We start from the raw sequence: 20588 nt of genomic DNA, 5'->3' as shown, positions 1-20588 counted from the left end.
GATTGTTGCGCCTTGTAAGGCAAAGTGCGCCCCCAATTGGTGCAACTATATCCTTAAGGGAGGGCTGTGAAAGTAGACAGCCCAGCGCAGAGAAAATTTATGAGCATTAGTGTTTTTGAACTCTTCAAAATTGGTGTCGGCCCTTCCAGTTCCCACACTGTGGGCCCTATGGTCGCCGCCCGCCAGTTTGTGCAGGATCTGCGCTCTCGCTCCCAGCTAACCAGCACTGATCGTGTACAGGTGCACCTGTATGGCTCCCTGGCGCTAACCGGTGTGGGCCATGGTACTGATATGGCCGTACTGATGGGCCTTCTGGGGCAGGCTCCAGATACGATTGATGTGGATAGCATCGAAGACAAGATGGCTGCGATACAGAGTGATCGCGCCCTTGTGCTAAACAATGACCACAGTATCGAATTCGTTCGCGAACGTGACCTGGTCTTCCATATGGAAGAGTTCCTGCCGCAACACTCAAACGGGATGACCTGCCAGGCATATTCCGGATCTGAACTACTGTTCGAGCGCAGCTATTTTTCCATTGGCGGTGGCTTTGTACTGTCCGAGGAAGATTTTGCTCACAAAGAAGAGATAGCCACCCTGCTTCCCTATGATTTCAGCAATGCTGAGCAATTAATGAAAACCTGCGAGCAGCACGGCTGGACCATTGCCGAACTGGCAATGGAAAACGAGAAAGCCTTTCGCAGTGAGCAGGAAGTAAAAGATCGCCTGTGGAATATCTGGAAAGTCATGGACGCTTCTATCAAGCGAGGCTGCCACCAGGACGGAATCCTACCCGGAGGCCTGAATGTACGCCGCCGTGCAGCCGAACTCTATCGTGAATTGAATAAGCAGAGCCAGGAAGAACGCAACCACGGCCTCGCTATCCTCGATTGGGTCAGCCTGTTCGCCCTGGCCGTAAACGAAGAGAATGCTGCACGCGGACGTATCGTGACTGCCCCCACTAACGGAGCTGCCGGTGTTATTCCCGCGGTAATTGCCTATTACGTAGAGTTCGTACACAACCCGGATATTCACGGAGAGCTGAAAGACCAGGTAGTAAAATTCCTGCTCACCGCTGGCGCCATTGGCATGCTATTTAAAAAGAATGCTTCTATTTCCGCTGCTGAAGTCGGCTGCCAGGGAGAGATCGGCGTAGCCTGCTCCATGGCATCTGCAGGGCTGGCAGCAGTAGAAGGCGGTACTAATCAGCAAATTGAAAACGCCGCCGAGATCGGTATGGAGCACAACCTAGGGCTCACCTGCGACCCTATTGGCGGACTGGTACAAGTACCCTGTATTGAGCGCAATACCATGGGTGCAGTAAAAGCCATCAATGGAGCACGCCTGGCTCTGCGCGGTGATGGTGCCCATATAGTTCCACTCGACAGTGTGATTGAAACCATGCGCCAGACCGGTATCGATATGCAAAGCAAATACAAGGAAACCTCTCTCGGAGGGCTCGCTGTAAACGCGGTTAACTGCTGAGTTTTTAAGGCCGGGGCAAGTAACTGCCTCGGCCACAACACAACTCCCCCTACATCAGCTCTTAGCCCATTGCTCCCACCTAGAAATAAGGGATTTTGATAACTCTCACACGGTGCATTTACTAGTTATTAAATATCAGTGAACGATGTGCAGCGACACCAGCCATAGTACCGGACGCGATCGCAAATGTTCCGCTCTGCATTGGGTTGGACAGGTCCCCCGCAACAAACACCCCATTAACAGAACTTTCTTTAAAAGCATCAACTTTCACAATACTGCCAACTAGAGAGTCTTCCAGTGCTAAATCCAGCATTCTTATAAGCGGCGAAGCCAGCATAGCCTTTGGAGAAACATAAAGACCCTCCAGAGGTATTTCCCTCCCATCAGCTAACAAGACAGCTTGCAACTGCCCTTTTGCTCCCAGCAAATTGGTAATCGGTGTCTCCTCTAGTACTACACCTCGATCAATCAAGTGCCCCAGTACTTCTCCCTCTGGGTTGAATTGCCCCTGAGTAAAAAGGGTTGTCGCCCCCCAATCTGGAATCATTGCCGCCTGATGAAAAGACAATTCACTGGTCGCAAACACACCCAAGGGGCGATCACTTAGCTCATAACCATGGCAATAGGGGCAGTGAATAACGCTTTTACCCCAGAACTCTTTTACACCTGGAAGATCTGGCAACTGGTCTGTGATACCACTGGCAAGAATCAGTTTCTTTGCGCGGTAAACGGCATCACTCTCTGCCGCTACCTCAAACCCGCCTCGCAATTTCTCAACACCTACAGCCGCATCCTCAACCAGCTGAAAACCGGGATAGAGCGCAAGCTGGGATAGTGCGGTAGCCCGAATCTCGGCGGGGCTTTTTCCATCCAAACCAAATACACCGTGAGACGCACGAGCAAAGCGATTGCGTGGTTGGTTTGTATCCAACACCACTACTTTACGCCGCCCACGAACAAGCTGCATCGCGGCAGACAAACCTGCAAAACTACCGCCAACAATCAAAACATCGATATCCATGGTCACCTCCCAATCATCATGTAACTTTAATTGTTACACAATATTTTTAAAAATGGCAACACACGTAACACCAAATGTTTCATGATATACTACGAGCTCAATGACTAAGGTGAACTATGCGAAAGGACAGTCGGCTTTCCCGGGTGCTACATGTACTCATCCATCTTGAAATGACTGATCAGCCAGTCACATCAGATAAAATGGCTGAAATGCTTTCCACCAATCCAGTAGTGGTTAGGCGTACCATGGCTCTGTTACGCGATCGGGGATATGTACGGTCGAGCAAGGGGCATAACGGAGGTTGGTCACTGGCCAAGCCCCTAGATGAAATCACACTATTGGATATCCATAAGGCTCTGGGTGAAGCATCGGTTTTCACTATTGGGCTAACTGACGAGCATACCAACTGCCCCATTGAGCATGCGGTAAACGCCTCCTTAAAAGACGTTATGAATGAAGCTGAGAAACTGATGCTGAAGCGTTTCGGAGAAATCACTTTGGATTTACTAGGAGCGGAATTTAAGACCTGAACTTTTCCATACTGTGCGCTATTTCTTCTTGACCCAAGATTGAATTCGCCATAATGATCGAACGCCCAATTCCTGAGCCGCCGAGACAGATCTGGATGCGCAGGGTTAGTGCATCCAGATCCTCAATTACATTATTTACGATACAAATTTAACTGCCGACTTCTTCACCCCGTAGGCCACCTTCCCGCTCTTTTCCTAACAGCAAAAGGTCCGAATTTACGGATGCTATTTTTGAGTACCTGCTTATTCAGAAGCTGCGAGCGATTTCCTGCTCCCAAACAGAAACCACTACAGTGCAGAGACTAATTCACAGATTTAGACTCACGCTGGATACCCCGCCACCTCCTTTTGAACGCAACCGATAGAGAGCCACTCAATGAGCGACCTGCGTCCGAAGCATAGAACCCTGCTCCCAATACTACGGCAGCACCAAGTAGCGTGAGTCCATCGGGTAGATCACCAAAGATAATAAAACCAATCACGATGGCCCAAAACAACAAGGCATAGCTGAAGGGCTGTAAAACTGTTGCGGGCGCATAGGAAAGGGCCTTGATGAGCAAATAGTGACCCATTGCACCCAATAGTCCATTCAACATCAATAATTGCCAACCTGTTGAGGTCGGTTCTACCCAGTAAAAGGGTGCTAATCCGCCGAAGACAATCAGACCAATGAAAGCCGTATAGAAGGCCGTTGTACTGGAGCTATCGAACTGCGCGACACGGCGTGAAAGAACTTGATATGCAGCCCACAGAATTGCCCCAGCTATCGGTATCAAAGTGTGCCAACTCATTACCCCCAATCCAGGCCGAATGATGATCAAAGCACCTATAAAGCCTATAGCAACACCCACCCAACTTCTCGTGTCTATCTCTTCACCCAGGTACCATCCCGCCATCAATATTGCAAACAGCGGTGCCGTTGCAGCGATTGCATGGACATCAGCTAACGGCATCATACTGAATGCAAAGATAAATACTGTCACCTCGATCAAAAGCACAAGAGATCGAAGTATTTGGGTACCGAGAATCTTACTTCGAACTTGTTTGAGCTTGCCTGTTAATCCAGCCGTGACGATCACGATGAAAAAAAACATCGCAAAGCGGACTGCCATAATTTGAACAATGGGATAGGTTTGGACGAGTAGCTTACCGGTTGCATCCATACCGGCTAAACAAAGCATCGCCATAATGCTCAAAAGTATTCCGCGACCACTTTTTACATTCAATTTTTCAGTTCCTGAAGATAGAGCCCGGCCAACCCTGGGTCCTGGTAAAACCATTATGATCAGGTAAGGAACACCTTATGCAATCCGGCTTCCCAACCTGCATTCAGGGGGTGAAAGAAGTATAAATACAATAGAGATTTAACCAACTTCGCTGAGAATAACGCTCAACGTTATTAAGAAGCCTCTTCCACTGGCCACTTGACGAATGCAAGCACCCACACCAAGACTATATTGACAACAGGAACTATAAGTAACAAGCCCCACCATCTGGAAAAGCCAGCCTTCTTAGCTACAGAACCAAAGATTAGCAGCGGGCCGAGAAGGATTACAAAAATGATGATGAGTTGCCAAAGACTAATTCCGCCAACGCCCATCATTGTACCTCCTCAGTTTTGGTGCTGACACTCCACCTAGATGCAGCCAAAACAGCACCAGCTACCAGAAACCCTAAAACTGGTATGAACAACGTAAGACTATAAATTGGATTCAGTCCAACACGCTTAAATATTCGCCACACTGGGTATAAGAGAAACAAGGCCACAACTAACGCTTCCACCACAAAGCTACCCATGAACTCTCCTTTTGATGAAGCCCAATCCCAAGATCAGTAGAGCACTAAACTAATGGCATTATGAGTCAACAGTACTCTCTGGTTAGGCGGGCAAGTCTATGCGCGGTATCGCCCAACGCACAACCCCCGCAACCCAAATAAATCCAATAAGACCTCCAAGATAAACATTCATAGTTCCACCTGGGGCTATAAAGCCACTGTATCCGAATACAGTGATAGTTTCGATTGCCTGCTCAAGAAAGAAAATAACACTGAGCGACTTAAGCCAGCGTGGGACCTCAACAGATGTGCCAGGCCCTATAGCTAAAAACGCTACCGCCATCGCTGTTGTTGACCCATTCACCAGAGGCCCCCAATAAGAAGATATGCCGAAGATTGTGCGAGCAACTGCTGGCTCCAGCCCTTCTGGATGAAGTGCTAACCCCGCCCATAGCCAAGCTTGAACCTGGGCTGTGATGGCAAATCCAAGCACGCCTGCAAGAAAAATATACCGACTCGGCTTCGGTAACAATGTAGAAATCTGCCCACCAAAGATGGCGAGGCCAAGTGAGAAAAAAGCCGCTGTCCAAGCATAAAACCGGGCGCTCAGTTCGTTAATTGAAAACCAATGAACAATCTGCTCGCCACTTGAATCGATAGTTGGATACGAACTGCCTAGTGCGACAAAACCGGCCACATAAAATGCAGCAGTCATCAGAATATTTATTAATAAAATTCGTGATGGTTTTATGCTCATACGAGGCAAACCTTTATGAAGCTTTCAGCACCACTTAATGTAGACCTTGGTGGTTGGTATTTCACATCTCTATCTGAACTTGCCAGGGTATCCCGATATTAGAAATACTAAGCAAACAACTGTAGCTAAGCACAAGAAACTCTCCCTCGGGGAAGGACAACAACAGCTTAAAATATCAAGATTCTCCGGGAAGATGAATCTCTTTCAAGCTTAAGCCACAAGGTTCGCAGATAGCGACATAGCTAAACTTAAAGTTAACAAACTTTCCAAAGAATACGTATACTTTATGCCCAATACGGTAATACCAGTACCCAACTACTAATAGGCTTGGCAGCCCAATAAAGACTATTTGAGTCATACCTTCAAAAGCAAATACTTCCTCTAAGAAAGATTCAGGATATAGGGTTATAATGCATAAGTATGTCATGAAGCCTATAGGGGCCATTAAAGCGACAGACAAAAAAATAAAACCGATTGGATCTTCACCTGCAACCCATAGCTTGATCTTAGACTTTCCTCTTTTCCCACATCTATCACAAATATACATTCTCAGTAGTTACCTATAATATAGCCTAATAGAAGTGCACCCTAAATTGGGGTTGTCACCTTCCAAATTTTTACGCATCCAAAGATTACATCTTTCACCATTTTAAAGGGTCCATGATATCTTCTAGAAATGCTTATCTTTGGCCATTCTGCCGTCGAGCAAGCCAAAGTCTACGAAAACAAGAAAAATGTGCGACTCCTCATCTCACTTTAACACTTCAATGCCTCAATGCTTGGATGAAATGTAGCCATGAAGAAGAGCCCCTAAGCGTAGACACTAGTCGAATTACCAGGAGACTTAACTCTAATGATTATATTGTAACTGCTGAGTAGTCAGGTACTTGATCATGAAGTAAATATTAAGCGTTTTCTCTTAAGTTAAGCTCAGCAGTCATGGCAAGCTAAATTAATAAAGTCCGGTGAAGACTGCTAGCTAGGACATACTACAACCCTTTATCAGCATGTCGCATGGGCCTGCAAATCCTCATTATATTTTTCAATTCGTCTGGATGCAGCAGCTATCCCATTTTCGTACCTATTGATATCCCCCTTCTGCTCACCCCACTCTTTCAAATTAGCTATACGCTGCTCCTCGCGATCAATCAGCGCTGTAATTGCTGCTACCTTTGCAGTTTTCAACTGTTCTTCGATACTTTTATTTATAATTTCTATTTGTTTAGACTGTTGATCAAGAGCAGTTAAAGTATACTTTTCAAACTGATCATTTTGCTTCTGTTGCAACACCATAGAATAAATTGCTAAGGCCAGAGCAAAGCTGGAAAACAGAGATGAGATCGCACCAAAACTTTCTCCAAAGTTACTCGCCTGATCCAGACTCTCAAAACCATAAAATGCAATGATTCCTGAAATAACCCACAATACGATCGATATGAATATCAAAATTCCCAGCCTCATACTCCCTCCCTAGATTAATGCTAAAGCTAAAAGCAATACTATGCATTCAATGCATTGGATTATTAAGCCAACCGCTTATCCTTCTATGCGTTTAATTAATGTATAAACTCCACTCAGGCTTAAACCATTCATGACGAAAACGATATTCATAAAACTTCAAATAGAGAAGCTTTTCCTCTACAGCATCATATTACACCATTTATACTAACAATACGTTACTAGCGTGTCACTGCCGCAGTCACCAACCATCCATAGCCGAATACAGCCAAACTATAAATAACTATAAGTACTGGAATCACAACTGCAGACAACTTACTGAACCGTTCCATTTCTATAAATGCATTTTTTGGGGAGCTGGGCATTACACGCACCGCCACGCTTCCCCCTCTTTATATCGACTCAGTAGATCATGCTCGATATTGTTATTTTTAAACAATTGGGGGGACCTGAGTAATGGAGTATCTGAACTATACTTGACGCCCATGTACTCATACTCAAACTCGATTTGTGCCTCGTATACCCTTTGCCCCTCCGCATTCGTAAAATTATTTAATTTTGAGGTTTTTATTTTTGCATCAACTACAGGGAGAGAATTCCATTTTTTCTTTACTCTTTGATAAACAAAGGTTTGACCAAACCCCAAACTTACGATTATCACAAGTCCAATATACTTCAAAATTCCAAACATCGTATTTTCTCACTAGATAACTTAATCCCCGTTAAAGAGGCTATCGATACTACTCATTTATCATGCAAACTGAGAGCACAGAAATCAAACAAAGCGTAAGGTGTTCTGCCCGGAGCTGCACTATCTATCTTTATTATGTCAATTTACTTTATGGAGCCGCCCTATAAATACCAGACCCATTGATTAATACGCCATTAGATAACATGTATACAAAAACCACCACAGATAAAACTACTACAGCCCAATGAAATATGACAGCTAAGCTTATATATTTTGAAAAATAGCTCATACTATTTTCTGAGCCCGCCACTGCAGCAGCAAATGGCAAGAGTACAATTACTGCAAGCCCTGCCAGGAAAAAATAAGAAAGGTATTCCTCATAGTAGTAGGGAAACCATGACTCATAAAATGCCGAAAACGTAAGAAAATATGCAGCAACCGCAAAAAAGAGCGAGACAAAGTATATTAATAATTTCTTCAATTTAGACACCAAAACTTTTAACGTATGCGCAAAGCTTCAAAGGAAAGTCAATCAGCTTATTTAAGTGTGCTAACGACTTGACGTAGCATCAAGTTTCTTACTTTCTTGTTTAGAGCATTTTGTTGCTACTTAAGGATAAGCCCTGTTAACAAGTTCACATTCAGGCCAATATGACGGACGCTCCGATAGCGATCAAAAACGCGATCCAGTACCAAGCTCCAGCCCCCTCAAGATGATCAAGCAGCTTGAATACACCTAACGCGGTGACAAATGAAATTACGGTGCCAATGAGTACATTCAAATGGAAACCACCAAAAATAAAGTTCAACGAAAGTACACCGGCACCCCAAAAATTGCCGAATAAAGCTAATTTGATGAACGTGCGAAGTATGTCAGCACAGCGATAAGCAGGACTACTTTTAAAATCACTTACTAATTCTCACTGAATACTGCCAGTAGAGTCAGTAAATTTTGATTTCATTTTGCGAAAAAATGGGATCAATAAGTTCCGCGCAAATGCAGTATGCATAAAAAATAAATTTTAAGGCGGGTTAGCACCTACAAAGTAACCTTTGCAAAAAGCTAGAAATAAAAGAATTAAACTCTCCAAACAACGGGCAGATTACTACCCGTTGACTAACAAATAAAGAGCTATCCCAGCCAATCATCTGGCTACCCAACTTCAAAAAGTACGGCCAAGGATACGTTTAGCGGCATCTATCGCAAAGTCTTTATAATCTGCCTCTATTTGTGCCATTTCTAACTCATATTGAAATTGTTCTTTACGCGGCAATGCCTTCCAGTCTTTTAGAATTGGGATATGACTGGTTTTCTCTGCGATGGTATAAAAAGCAACAAACTCTTCACGTACTTTGTCTTCCACCTGAAGCGCATCCAAAAGAACGCGAATACGAATCGAAGCTTCGGTAAGCCCTACTCCATCATCCAACAAGGTGCGGGCAATAATCTGGATGCTGTCGTTTACTCTTTGGCGCTGATCTTCGGCAGCTTGCTCCAGCTCCGCCAGTTGTTCGGCCTGTTTCTTTTGCGCTACTGATAGTTTGCGAAGATAGTAGCCAGCCACAATAGCGAGAGCAAAAATGATTACTGCTGCAAGAATAAGCAACCAGATTGGGAAAACGGTCATTAAAAATACACCTTAAGCAATGCCAGCCCGATACTGGCAGTAACAACAGAGAGCAATGTGCTGAGCCCCACAATATTGGCCGTAAGCTGGCTGTTCCCACCCATAGCATGGGCCATTACAAAGGCCGAGATCGCACAGGGAGCACCCGCCATCAGGATCAAATATCCCAAGTACTCAGGGCTCATGCCCAATGCCAAACCAATCAACAGGCAGACAATCGGGGCAACAACCAGTTTAAGTAATGAGGCCGCCAGCGCCGTAGGGGAACTGCGCATCAGTGTTCGCATTTTCATGCTGGCACCAATACAAATAAGCCCCAATGGCAAGCCCACAGATGCAAGATACTGAATGGTATCGTGCAGTACTTCCGGCAGCCTTACAGCCAATAAACGGCACACAATGGCTGCAATGACACCGAGGATTAGAGGGTTCTTGACCAGCTCCCACAGCATCACCCGCCAGCCAAATTTTCTGTCCTTATTGTAAAGCACGAAAAGAGCGACGGCGATAACATTAAACTGAATCGTGAGTGCCGCTACCAACCCTGCGGAATTGGAAACACCCTCGCTTCCGTAGGCTTTTTCGATCCAGGCAAGGCCGACAATCGCCACATTTCCACGAAAAGCCCCTGGATAAAAGCGCTGCGATCCATTGGCGATACCGGCCGCGCCAGCAACCATGCCAAAGGGAGCATCACAAAAGTGCCGAGAACCCCTGCTACAAGCAGGTCTATTTCTTGCGCGGGGTTGGCATCCGAGGAATAGATATTAATAAAAAGCAGTGCTGGTAATGCCACGTGGAAAACAAGCCTGGAGGCATCATCAATAAAGCTGTCTCGTACTATCCCTTTATATTTGAGCAGGTATCCGCCAATAATCATCAGGAAAATCGGCCCTGTGACTGATAGCGCGAATACAAGATTTTCCATAAAAAATTATTCTTCCGTGGCGGCTTCCTCAGCCTGTGGCAATCCCTTTACCTCAGGCTGATCCGCTCGCTCCCTTAAATCCGCAGAAATCTGCTTTCGGGTTTTAGCACCCAGCTTACGCAAGCTGTCGATACGCTTCACCGCATTACCACGCCCTGTCGCCAGTCGCTTATAGGTCTGCTGGTAGGCATCATCCGCTTGGCGCAGGCGGTCACCAAGAACATCCAGTGACTCCAGCACCATAGCAAACTGATCGTGCAGCTTGCCGGCTTCGTCAGCGATTTTTTCCGCGTTCTTGTTTTGTTTCTCGTAGCGCCAGATATTCTCGACGGTGCGCAGGGTCGCCATCAGGCTGGTGGGGCTCACCAGGACAATTTGCTTCTCATAAGCGAAACGGAACAGGTCAGGGTCCGCTTGCATAGCCAACATATACGCAGCCTCAATAGGCACGAAAATAAAGACGAAATCCAGGGTGCGCACACCCTCCAGCTGCTCGTAGGCTTTCTTGTTAAGGCCGGTGATATGGGCGCGCAGGGAATTCACATGCTGTTTCAGGGCTTGGGTGCGCTCCTCATCGGTTTCCGCCGAGCTGTAGCGCTCGTAATCCACCAGGGAGACCTTGGAATCGATAATCAGGTCTTTGTTTTCCGGCAGGCGCACAATCACATCCGGCTGGCGCCTGCGGCCATCGCTCGTCAGGGTTACCTGGGTTTCGTACTCGCGCCCCTTCTGCAAGCCGGACTCCTCCAGCAAGCGCTCCAGCACCACTTCACCCCAGTTACCCTGAATCTTGCGGTCACCTTTTAGGGCCGAAGTCAGGTTCAGGGCCTCATCGCTGATGCGCTGGGTTTGCTCGCGCAATGCTTTAATCTGACCCAGCAGGCTGTTGCGCTCAGCATTTTCGCGATCGTAGACATGTTCTACTCGCTTACGGAAATCCCCCAGCTGGCGCTCCAGCGGATCGAGACTTTTGCGCAGGCTGTCTTCACTGCGGCGCACGAAGCTTTGCTGCTTCTCTTCAAAAATCCGGTTGGCCAGATTCTCGAACTGCTCACCCATGGCTATACGCATTTGCTCCATCAGCTTGCGCTGCTCCGCCAGGGCCGCCTCCCCTTTTTCTACCAGCACTTGGCTTCGCGTGAGCTGCTGGAGCTTGTCCGCCAACTCGGTACGCAGGGATTCCACCTCAACCCCAAGCTGGGACTCCCGCTCGCGGCTGCTATCGATACGCGCCTGAGCCACCTGCAAAGCGGCTTGGCTTTGCAATAAAGCGCGGCGGCTACTGGCTCGCGCCAACCAAAACACCAAGCCCAACAGAAACAAGATGGCAACAGCCGCCATCACCGCATGATCGGCATTCAATTGCAGCGGGAACGCTGGCATAGAGTGGTACTCCCAGACCCGGAAAGAGGTGGATAAATCAGGATTTTGCCAGGGGCCTATCCCCACTGGCTTGCCTAGCTAGAGGCGAAACCACCATTCTACCAGTTTGACTATGGAAAGTGCGTCCGCCAGAGGATGCTATTGCTCCCTGATACCTGCAACGGGAATTTTCGTGGAGTTTTGAGGTATTCTTGGAGGATTGGTTTCGATGTTGGTACTCCAGAACGCATGCACAAACACAGCGCCCACCCAGATAGCCCAGCCCCCAGCGCCCTGATCTTTGATTCCGGCGTGGGCGCCGTCAGCATTGCGCGGGAAATCCGCCGCCTGATACCGGGCCTGACCCTGCACCTGGGTGTGGACAATGGCTTTTACCCCTACGGCAATAAAAGCGAAGAAGAGCTGCGCCCCCGGATCGTCCAGCAGGCCCAAGCCATGATGGAGCACTGCGGGGCCGATATTTTAGTGGTGGGCTGCAACACTGCCAGCACCCTGGCCTTGCCCCAACTGCGCGAATCCCTGAAGAAACCCGTAGTGGGCGTTGTGCCCGCGGTGAAACCCGCCGCTGCCGCCAGCCGTTCCCGCACTATTGCCCTGATTGCCACTGAAGGCACCGTCAATCGCCGCTACACCCGCGAACTGATCGAGCAATTTGCCAACGGCAACCGGGTAATTAATGTGCCCGCACCAGAGTTGGTGCATCTGGCGGAAAGCAAACTGCGCGGCGAAGCCATCACCGCAGAGGATTTGGAGCCAGTCTTGCACCGCGTATTCCACACCGCCGGCGGCGACCAAGTGGATATTGCCGTATTGGCCTGCACCCACTTTCCCCTGCTGCGGGAAGAACTGGACCAATTCGCCCCTCGCTCAATCCAATGGCTGGATTCCGGCGAAGCCATCGCCCGGCGAGTGCGCTGGTGGCTGGAAGAACTTGAACTGATGCTGCCGGACGCCCCAAACACTGGCCGCCTGATCACCAGCACGGTTGACCTAACCGGCAATATAGAACGGGCCTTTAGCGAGTTCGCTCCAGTTGCCGAACCCCTCGCATCTAAACCCTAACAACAAGCCATTACATGATGAGAACCGCGCAACGGAGTTGACAGTTCCGTCACAAACCGCGACCGTTCCCCGAATAACAAGCCCTTACCGGTACCCGAATTCATGCTGAAGCCGGCATTTCCCGCTCTCGAAATATTTGCGCAGCTGCCCCCCGGAGGACTGCTGCTCACCCCCAACAACCGTTTGCGCAACCGCTGCCAACAGGTGTTTGCCGCGCAGCAGTCGCCCGGTGCCTGCTGGATGCCGCCGCCGGTGGAATCCCTGCGCAGCTGGCTGGACAAACTCTGGTTCCAGCTGCAACAGCGCAACTGGCAGCCCGCCTTGCAGCAGGTATTGAATCGCGAGCAGCGGCAGTTACTCTGGCAGCGCGCCCTGGATGAGTCCTTGGACCGGCAACTGCTCAACAGCCAGCAACTATGCCGGGATGCCGATAGCGCCCTGGCGCAGCTGCTCCAATGGCAGCTGATCTCCGATCTATCGCAAATAGATGAAGCGCTAACTCCCCTACTGGAACAGTTCGCACTCTCTATGCGCAGCGACGAACTGCCGCTATGCGCCATGATCAAAGCCTTTGCCACTGAGCTTCAGGCCCACAGCGCCATCACCCCAGACCAGCGCGATCAATTGATCCTGCGCGCATTCCAGGAAGGCATTCTGGAACCCGTCGAGCAAATTGATACCGCCGGCTTCGCCCAGATTTCGCCCCTCGCCAATGCCCTGATTCACGCAGGTGCAACAGCCGTTAATGAAAGGCCGGGACTCACCCAGCAGAGTGAATTATCCGTAGCCGCCTGCGCCGATTTGGATGAAGAACTCTATCAGGCGGCCCTTTGGGCCGGGCAAAAGCTCGCCGAAAACCCCGGCCACAGTGTTGGCATAGTGGTGAATAATCTGGGCCAGTGCCGCGCCCAGGTGGAAGCGGTATTTTCCCGCGAGCTCGAACCCCAATACCTGGACCCCCAGCAACCGCGCTATACACTGCCGTTTAACTTCTCTGCCGGTACGCCCTTGGCACAGACACCGGTCGGCAGCGCCGCCTTACAATTGCTATCGCTACTGCAAGACGAATGGGATTACCCCCAATTGCAAAACATCCTGTTCAGCCCTTTCTGGGGCGACGACAGTGAAACCTGGTTGCGCAGCGCCCTGTTCCGCCGTTTACAAAAACTGGAACTTCGCCGCATCGACGGCGCAACCCTGCGCTACTGGGCCGAACGCACCGCAGAAGTCCTCCACTTGGAATCACCGCAACTGCCCCGCCAACTGGAACAAATGGCCGAACGCGCCCGGCGATGGCAGCGAGCCCCCGCAGAAATTTGGGCCGCGCGCTTTTCCGAAACCCTTAGCGCATTAAATTGGCCCGGCAGCCGCAACCCGGACAGCCAGGAATACCAGCAGCTGATGCAGTGGGAATCCATCCTGGAAGAGTTCGCCGCGCTCAGCGCCTGCGGTGGCAACCTTACCCTCACCCAGGCCCTACAATTGCTGCGTCAGATTGCCAGCCGCACCCCCTTCCAAGCGGAAACCCGCGATGGCCCCCTGCAAATTCTCGGGGTACTTGAAGCCGGCGGCCTCGCCTTCGATCACCTGCGCCTGGTCGGTTTCGGCCAACAGCAATGGCCGCCGGCACCGGCGCCCAATCCGCTGCTGCCAATTCAATGGCAAAAACACTGGAAGATGCCCCGCGCCAGTGCCGAGCGGGAATTGGAGCTAGCCCGCGAACTCACCGCCGACCTGCAGAATGCCAGCGGCGATATCGTCGTGAGTTACACCTGCGAAGAAGACGGTGTGCAGCAAGGCCTGAGCAGCTTGTTTGAAAGCCCGCAACAAGCCCAGCACTTTGCCGAAGGCGCCCTGCACAATCACTACAGCCAACTGGCGCAAGCCTGTCAGCTGGAAAAAATCGAAGACAAAAGCTACCGCCTCTCACCCCCGCCGAATGCGAACGGGTGCGCGGTGGAGCTTCGGTGCTCAAGGCCCAAGCCCTGTCCCCGTTAAATGCGCAGTTGCGCTTCCGCCTTGGCGCCAGCAGTTTTACCCAACCGGATATCGGCCTTGGCCCCGCCGAGCGCGGTAATGTGGTGCACCAGGTACTGGCGGAATTCTGGCAACAGTGCGGCACCCTCACACAACTGCAAGCCATGGACGACGAGCAACGCCAAGCGCAAATCGAACGCGCAGTGGAGCGCTCCCTCGGCAGTGTGCGCAAAAAATACAATCACCTGCCGATCGGATTTTGGGCCATGGAAAAGCAGCGCCTGGAGCGCCTGCTGCAACAATGGCTGTCCGTCGAACTGGACAGGCCCAATTTCTCCGTAGAAAAAGTCGAATGGGAACAAGCCGTGGAAATCGGAGGACTGCACTTTAACCTGCGCCTGGACCGGCTGGATCAACTCGCCAGCGGCGAGCAACTGGTAATTGATTACAAAACCGGTATTCCCAGTATTCGCGACTGGCTTACCCAGCGCATCCGCGAACCCCAGCTGCCGCTCTACGCCCTCTTCCAACCGGACGCCCACGCCATCGCCTTCGGCCAGGTGCGCAACGGCGACTGCAAATGGAATGGCTGCGGAGACCTGGAGCACCCCATCACCGGCATTAAAGCCGTGGGCGATACCGAAAAGGAATCCCCCTACGGCACCTGGAGCAATCTGGTGGAGCACTGGCGCTACAGCCTGGAATCCCTCGCCACAGAATATCGCAGTGGTGTAGCCACCCTCGCCTTTGATCGCCCCACCGATAACAACAGTGAACTCTGGCCCCTAAACCGCTGGCCGGAAAGGGAGCAAATAACCGAATGAACGAAGTCGTGACCACTCCCGCCCTGCGCCGCCCCATTGATGCCGACGCCCGCAGCCAAGCCCTGGATATCAACCGCAGCTTTGCTGTATCTGCCCCGGCGGGCTCCGGTAAAACCGGCCTGCTCACCCAGCGCGTATTAAAGTTGCTCGCCGCCTGCCAGCAGCCGGAAGAAGTGCTGGCCATTACCTTCACCCGCAAAGCTGCCGGTGAAATGCGCGAGCGCCTGATCGACGCCCTGCACAACGCCCGCGATCAAGCCCGGCCAGATAACCCCCACGATGCCATCACCTGGGATTTGGCCCGCGCCCTGCTGGAGCGGGATCGCGAACTGGAATGGGAACTGCTGCAAACACCCCAGCGCCTGCGTATTCAAACCATCGACGGCCTCTGCCGCAGCCTCGCCAGCCAACTGCCAATCGAAAGCGGCCTGGGCGCACCGGGTGAACCCCTGGAGCGCACCCAAATTGCCTTCGAACTGGCCGTGGTGAACCTGCTCAAACACCTCGATGGCGAAACCCCAGACGCAGACCTACAGCAACTACTGCTCCACCTGGACAACGACCTGGGCCAGCTCAATAAATTGCTGCGTATTTTGCTGGATAAGCGCGAGCAATGGCTCGGCCCACTCTTGAGCGTCAACTTCGACGGAGCCCAGGACTATTTTCATTTTGTTATCGACGAACTGGTAGCAGAAAAGCTGCAAGACCTCACCACAGCCCTCGGCAGTTACGCCGGGGAACTGCTGGAGCTAGCCAGTTATGCCGGCAGCAATTTACAAAAGGAAAACCCCAGCCACGGCCTGTGCCTCTTCGCCGAATTGGACGATTTCCCCAGCGCAAACAGCAGCGGCCTGCCCGCCTGGCTCGCACTCGGCAGCCTACTCCTCACCACCACCGGTGATCTGCGCAAAGGCGGCGGCATCAATAAAAAACTCGGCTTTGGCTTGCCGGATAAAAAAGATCCCGAGCGCCCCATCGCCGAAGAATACAAACAGCGCATGAAAGACCTGCTGGCGGAACTGGCCGGCAACGAACCACTGCTCTCCGCCCTGCGGGAAGTGGGCAAGCTCCCCAGCGGACTGCAACAGAGCCAGTGGCAACTGCTGCAAGGGCTCGCCCAGGTACTGCCCAAATTGGTCGCAGAATTAAAACTAGTATTCCAGCAGCTGGGCGCCACCGACTATACCGAAGTGGCCCAAGCTGCACTGATCGCCCTGGGCGATAGCGATAACCCCACAGACCTGGCGCTGAAACTGGACCTGCAAACCCAGCATATTCTTGTGGACGAGTTCCAGGACACCTCCCATACCCAGCTACAACTGCTGGAAAAACTCACTGCCGGCTGGCAGCAGGGAGACGGCCGCACCCTATTTATTGTCGGCGACGGCATGCAATCCTGTTACGGCTTCCGCAATGCCAACGTGGGTATTTTCCTGGATGCGCGCGAACGCGGTATCGGTGAAGTGCCCCTGGAAGCCCTCGACCTCCAGGTAAATTTCCGCTCCGAAAGCGCGGTGGTGAACTGGGTCAACGAGACTTTCCAAAGGGCTTTTCCGCAAGCGGACAATATCGGTCGCGGCGCTGTGCGCTATCTGCAATCCGAAGCGTTTAAAGGCAGCAAATGGGCCGAGCCCTCGGTCAATTTTTACGGCTGCATCGATGACGAAGACCGCAATCGCGAAGCCACCCAAGCGGTTGAACTGGTGCAGCAATTACAAGCGCAAGATCCGGAAAGCCGCATCGCCATTTTGGTGCGCAAGAAAAAACACCTGCAAAAAATTCTGCCGGCCCTAAGTACTGCCAATATCGCCTTCCAGGCCCCAGAGCTGGCGCCGCTTGCCAGTAAAATGGTGGTGTTGGATTTACTCAGCCTCACCCGCGCCCTGCTCGACCCCAGCGACCGAATCAGCTGGCTGGCCGTACTCCGCGCCCCCTGGTGCGGACTGCAACTGTCAGACCTTTACACCCTGGCCAACTGGGGCAATGGGGATATCACCGTAACCGATACCAGCGCGCGCCCACTATTAATGGCCTTGCAGGAAGTGGACGATATCGCCCTGCTCAGCGATGAAGGGCGCACACGCCTGGCCCAAGTGGCTCCCAAACTGCTGCTCGCCTGGCAACAGCGCGGCCGCAAACCCCTGCGCACCTGGATTGAAGGCCTTTGGCTGGAACTGGGCGGCCCCGCCACCGTAGCGCAAAAATCCGACCTGAATAATGTGCAGGATTTTCTGCAATTATTAGAAGCCTTCGATACCGGCGGAGCCATTACCGACTGGCAACAATTCACCCTCGCCCTGGAACAGCTCTACGCCCGCCCCGCCCAGGATGCCAAAGTGCAGGTGATGACCATTCACAAATCCAAAGGGCTGGAGTTCGAACACGTACTGATCCCAGGCCTGGACCAGGGCGGCAAACCCGGCAGCGACCAACTGCTGCGCTGGAGCGAATGGCTCAGCCGCGAAGGCGAAAGCCGCTTTCTGCTCGCCCCCAAAATGCACGCGGCGGCCGCGACCCGGTTTTTGAATACCTGAAGCACGACAACAGCGAGCGCGAACGCCTGGAAGGCACCCGCCTGCTGTATGTAGGCTGCACCCGAGCCATCCGCTCTCTGCATCTTTTGGCCTGCATCAACCGGGATGAAAAAAAGGGCCACCTAAAAGCCCCCGGTAGCGCCGCCCTACTCGCCGGCATCTGGCCCAGTGTTTTGCACCATCAGGAAAGCGACTGGTGTCACTGGCTGGAAGCAGAAGCACCCCTGCTAAACCAGGACGAAGCTAGCAGAGATCACAACTACCTACTGCGCCTGCCCAACCAATGGAAACCCCAGGCCATGCCCCGGCAGGAATGGCTGGCCCAATACCGCATGCCAGACTACCAACCCAAAACTGAGGAAGAAGACAATATTCCCGAACTGGGCCAGGTAGCCTTGCGCTGGCTCAAACACGCCGGCACCGTAGCCCACGAAACCCTCGCCACCATTGCCGAGACCAATATCAACGACTGGACACCTAGCAAACTGGAAGCCCAACGCCCCCTATGGCAACTGCGACTAAAGCAATTGGGGCTATCCGCCACCAGCCTGGACCGTGCCGCCGAGAAAGTGGAAATCGCCGTACGCAATAGCCTCAACTGCCCCACCGGCCGTTGGCTATTGGATGGCTCACTAAGAGAATCTGCCTGCGAACTGGAACTCCACAGCGGTGGCCGACAGTTACGGCGCTCCATTGTGGACCGCACTTTTATCGATAACGAAGGCACCCGTTGGATTGTCGATTACAAAACGGCTGAGCCCAGTGGTGAGGAAAGCCAGGAAGAGTTTATTGCGGCTCAACTGGAGCAGTATCGGAATCAGCTGGAGAATTACCGCAAGCTTTTCTATGCGCGGGGGAGCGGAATATTCGGTGTGCGCTGTATTTTCCATTGATGCAGAGGTTGGTGGAGTTGGATTAAGGAGATTATTTACACCCGTAATTAGTATGGTACAGAGCGAAGCTATAAACCCTCTGATCTAAACAGTCTGGAACCTCACCAAGACAACGATTAGCAGCCTTGGTGAGGTTATAATTATTACCTATGTCTTCCACTACCCCGTTACAGTAGGGCTGAACTAGTCAGTGTTAAACTTCCTATAAGAACATCGCCTAATCTGACTCAGTAGATTGTTTAGCCATAATCAAGACTTACCGCTCGTCTAGCGTTATTAACGGACGAGGACAAGCCGCGTTCTACTTCTGATTTGTGCCATTGGGAATGGCAAGCGTCGCCACTGCATTTTTTCTAAGGGTAAGTTCATCACTCGAAGCTACTAAGTAAGCCTACAATTGACTTATTTTCCATCCAAGCCTTTTCCCACATATCTTTCACCATTTTCGCTACGTACTTATCCTCATCCTCAATGCCACCCTCCTCATTGACTTTAAGCGGTTTGGTGATAGTGGATATACGGGTATATTTAGCCTCTTGCCTAAAACCCTTCTCTCCAATCTTGAAGCCGCCATCTCGTAATGCGGATAGTAATGCAATGCGTTTCTCCGAGTCGTCCATCGGACCAACCTCTAGTGTCAGCTGCAACTTACCATTCTTCTTCCTATGATAGAACCACCATTGAATGGGATAACGCTCTTCCAGAAAACTCCAACCGGATAGTTGTGGTTCCTGGCAGACCTTCATTTCTTCTGGGATAAACCAAACACGTCCTCTAGCAACAGTGGTGTTACATTCCAATATGTTTTCCATGGTTTCTTGGCATACATCCAAGACACGGTTCTCGATGCCATACTGGACGATCATGTCGATGGCCTCGCGGTGCTTTCTATATATCGCTTTGCAAAGCGACGACAGCTCCTCGTCCTGCATAAGCAGTCTCCTTAATACCTTTACATAATGGTCCAAAAAGACCTTCACATCGTCCGTCATTCTGGATTCATACTGCTGAGACAATGTCACCAATAGCTCCAATACATGGCCATGACTCAATCCGATAAAGCCCGCCTCACTGCCTGCCTCGGAAGGATCATCCCCGTCCAAGGTGAGCAGTATTGGTATCACTTTAAAATCTGGGTACTCATCCATAACAATTTTTTTATAGCGGTTGAGTTGCCCTAAAGATTCGCGGCTCTTAATTTTGTTCTCAATCAGTAAACAGAGCTTATTGGCCTCACTCTTCACCAACACATCGATATGCTTCCATTCACGATAGACAACGGCATCATCTAGGCTCATTAGCTCTACCTGAGCCGGACCTAGATCAACTTCCGGATTTTCGTTTTCCATTAGAAGTTTGGATATGAAGCGCCTCAGGAAGCGATCACTAAAGCCGTGCTCCCCCTTAGGGTCCAGTAACCAGGCAAGGATATTGCTGTGCCGCAACTCCGATTTGTCGGCCTTTAGTATATTGAATAGGTTGAATTCGGACAGCTTGGCTGTGAGTGCTTCCAGTTCCTGATTATCTACCAGAAATGCATCTATTGTTTTCTTTACTTCCTTATTGTTTTCAGACATTAGCTTTCCTTGTCAATAGGTATCAACGTATCTATAAACTGGTTTACGGCTTAACGGCTGACAA

18 protein-coding genes are annotated in these 20588 nt (G+C 50.9%); 7 read left to right on the top strand and 11 right to left on the bottom strand.

The window, feature by feature from the left end:
* Nucleotides 1-99 precede the first annotated feature (99 nt).
* Complete coding sequence (locus P3339_RS10340) at nucleotides 100-1485, top strand: L-serine ammonia-lyase (RefSeq protein WP_282953326.1); 1386 nt, start codon at nucleotides 100-102, stop codon at nucleotides 1483-1485.
* Between the two features lie 121 nt (nucleotides 1486-1606).
* On the opposite strand, the gene P3339_RS10335 is transcribed toward P3339_RS10340, so the two are convergent.
* On the bottom strand, nucleotides 1607-2506 hold the full coding sequence (locus tag P3339_RS10335; RefSeq protein ID WP_282953325.1) for an NAD(P)/FAD-dependent oxidoreductase: 900 nt from the start codon (nucleotides 2504-2506) through the stop codon (nucleotides 1607-1609).
* Between the two features lie 116 nt (nucleotides 2507-2622).
* On the opposite strand from P3339_RS10335, the gene P3339_RS10330 reads away from it, so the two are divergent.
* Nucleotides 2623-3036: an Rrf2 family transcriptional regulator gene (locus P3339_RS10330; RefSeq protein WP_282953324.1), complete on the top strand. Its 414-nt coding sequence runs from the start codon at nucleotides 2623-2625 to the stop codon at nucleotides 3034-3036.
* Between the two features lie 302 nt (nucleotides 3037-3338).
* Here P3339_RS10330 and P3339_RS10325 read toward each other — a convergent pair whose 3' ends face one another.
* The 9 genes from P3339_RS10325 to P3339_RS10285 form a co-directional block, all read right to left on the bottom strand.
* Nucleotides 3339-4262, bottom strand: coding sequence for a DMT family transporter (locus tag P3339_RS10325; protein WP_282953323.1), 924 nt, complete (start codon nucleotides 4260-4262; stop codon nucleotides 3339-3341).
* A 173-nt stretch (nucleotides 4263-4435) separates the two neighbouring features.
* On the bottom strand, nucleotides 4436-4639 hold the full coding sequence (locus P3339_RS10320) for a Sec-independent protein translocase family protein (protein WP_020413028.1): 204 nt from the start codon (nucleotides 4637-4639) through the stop codon (nucleotides 4436-4438).
* 276 nt (nucleotides 4640-4915) lie between these two features.
* Nucleotides 4916-5569 carry a hypothetical protein gene (locus P3339_RS10315; RefSeq protein ID WP_020413030.1) on the bottom strand — a complete coding sequence of 218 codons (654 nt, stop codon included), beginning with the start codon at nucleotides 5567-5569 and terminating at the stop codon, nucleotides 4916-4918.
* Between the two features lie 1002 nt (nucleotides 5570-6571).
* Entirely contained in the window at nucleotides 6572-7030 is a 459-nt protein-coding gene (locus tag P3339_RS10310; RefSeq protein WP_020413032.1) for a hypothetical protein, read from the bottom strand.
* Between the two features lie 836 nt (nucleotides 7031-7866).
* A complete protein-coding gene (locus P3339_RS10305) occupies nucleotides 7867-8199 on the bottom strand; it encodes a hypothetical protein (RefSeq protein ID WP_282953322.1) in 333 nt (110 codons plus the stop codon).
* A 682-nt stretch (nucleotides 8200-8881) separates the two neighbouring features.
* Nucleotides 8882-9346 carry a DUF2489 domain-containing protein gene (locus P3339_RS10300; protein WP_282953321.1) on the bottom strand — a complete coding sequence of 155 codons (465 nt, stop codon included), beginning with the start codon at nucleotides 9344-9346 and terminating at the stop codon, nucleotides 8882-8884.
* Nucleotides 9346-9957, bottom strand: coding sequence for an AEC family transporter (locus tag P3339_RS10295; protein ID WP_282953320.1), 612 nt, complete (start codon nucleotides 9955-9957; stop codon nucleotides 9346-9348). Before P3339_RS10295 ends, P3339_RS10300 begins: the two co-directional genes overlap by 1 nt.
* Complete coding sequence (locus tag P3339_RS10290) at nucleotides 9882-10274, bottom strand: AEC family transporter (protein WP_282953319.1); 393 nt, start codon at nucleotides 10272-10274, stop codon at nucleotides 9882-9884. The genes P3339_RS10295 and P3339_RS10290 overlap by 76 nt, the downstream gene beginning before the upstream one ends.
* 6 nt (nucleotides 10275-10280) lie before the next feature.
* Nucleotides 10281-11657, bottom strand: coding sequence for a DNA recombination protein RmuC (locus tag P3339_RS10285; RefSeq protein ID WP_020413037.1), 1377 nt, complete (start codon nucleotides 11655-11657; stop codon nucleotides 10281-10283).
* A gap of 228 nt (nucleotides 11658-11885) precedes the next feature.
* Here P3339_RS10285 and murI point away from each other — a divergent pair, with 228 nt between their 5' ends.
* From murI to P3339_RS10260, 5 genes are all read left to right on the top strand, one after another.
* Nucleotides 11886-12719: a glutamate racemase gene (gene murI / locus P3339_RS10280; protein ID WP_282953318.1), complete on the top strand. Its 834-nt coding sequence runs from the start codon at nucleotides 11886-11888 to the stop codon at nucleotides 12717-12719.
* Between the two features lie 102 nt (nucleotides 12720-12821).
* Nucleotides 12822-14717, top strand: coding sequence for a hypothetical protein (locus P3339_RS10275; protein WP_282953317.1), 1896 nt, complete (start codon nucleotides 12822-12824; stop codon nucleotides 14715-14717).
* Nucleotides 14687-15520, top strand: coding sequence for a PD-(D/E)XK nuclease family protein (locus tag P3339_RS10270; RefSeq protein ID WP_282953316.1), 834 nt, complete (start codon nucleotides 14687-14689; stop codon nucleotides 15518-15520). The genes P3339_RS10275 and P3339_RS10270 overlap by 31 nt, the downstream gene beginning before the upstream one ends.
* Entirely contained in the window at nucleotides 15517-18054 is a 2538-nt protein-coding gene (locus tag P3339_RS10265) for a UvrD-helicase domain-containing protein (RefSeq protein WP_282953315.1), read from the top strand. Before P3339_RS10270 ends, P3339_RS10265 begins: the two co-directional genes overlap by 4 nt.
* The gene (locus P3339_RS10260) at nucleotides 17970-18947 is read left to right on the top strand and encodes a PD-(D/E)XK nuclease family protein (RefSeq protein WP_282953314.1); all 978 of its coding nucleotides are present in this window, start codon (nucleotides 17970-17972) and stop codon (nucleotides 18945-18947) included. Before P3339_RS10265 ends, P3339_RS10260 begins: the two co-directional genes overlap by 85 nt.
* Nucleotides 18948-19315: 368 nt before the next feature.
* Here P3339_RS10260 and P3339_RS10255 read toward each other — a convergent pair whose 3' ends face one another.
* On the bottom strand, nucleotides 19316-20524 hold the full coding sequence (locus P3339_RS10255) for a PDDEXK-like family protein (RefSeq protein WP_282953313.1): 1209 nt from the start codon (nucleotides 20522-20524) through the stop codon (nucleotides 19316-19318).
* Nucleotides 20525-20588 lie beyond the last annotated feature (64 nt).

The organism is Microbulbifer sp. MLAF003 (assembly GCF_030012965.1).
GTDB lineage: Bacteria > Pseudomonadota > Gammaproteobacteria > Pseudomonadales > Cellvibrionaceae > Microbulbifer > Microbulbifer variabilis.
This window is presented reverse-complemented; position numbering and strand designations above follow the sequence as displayed.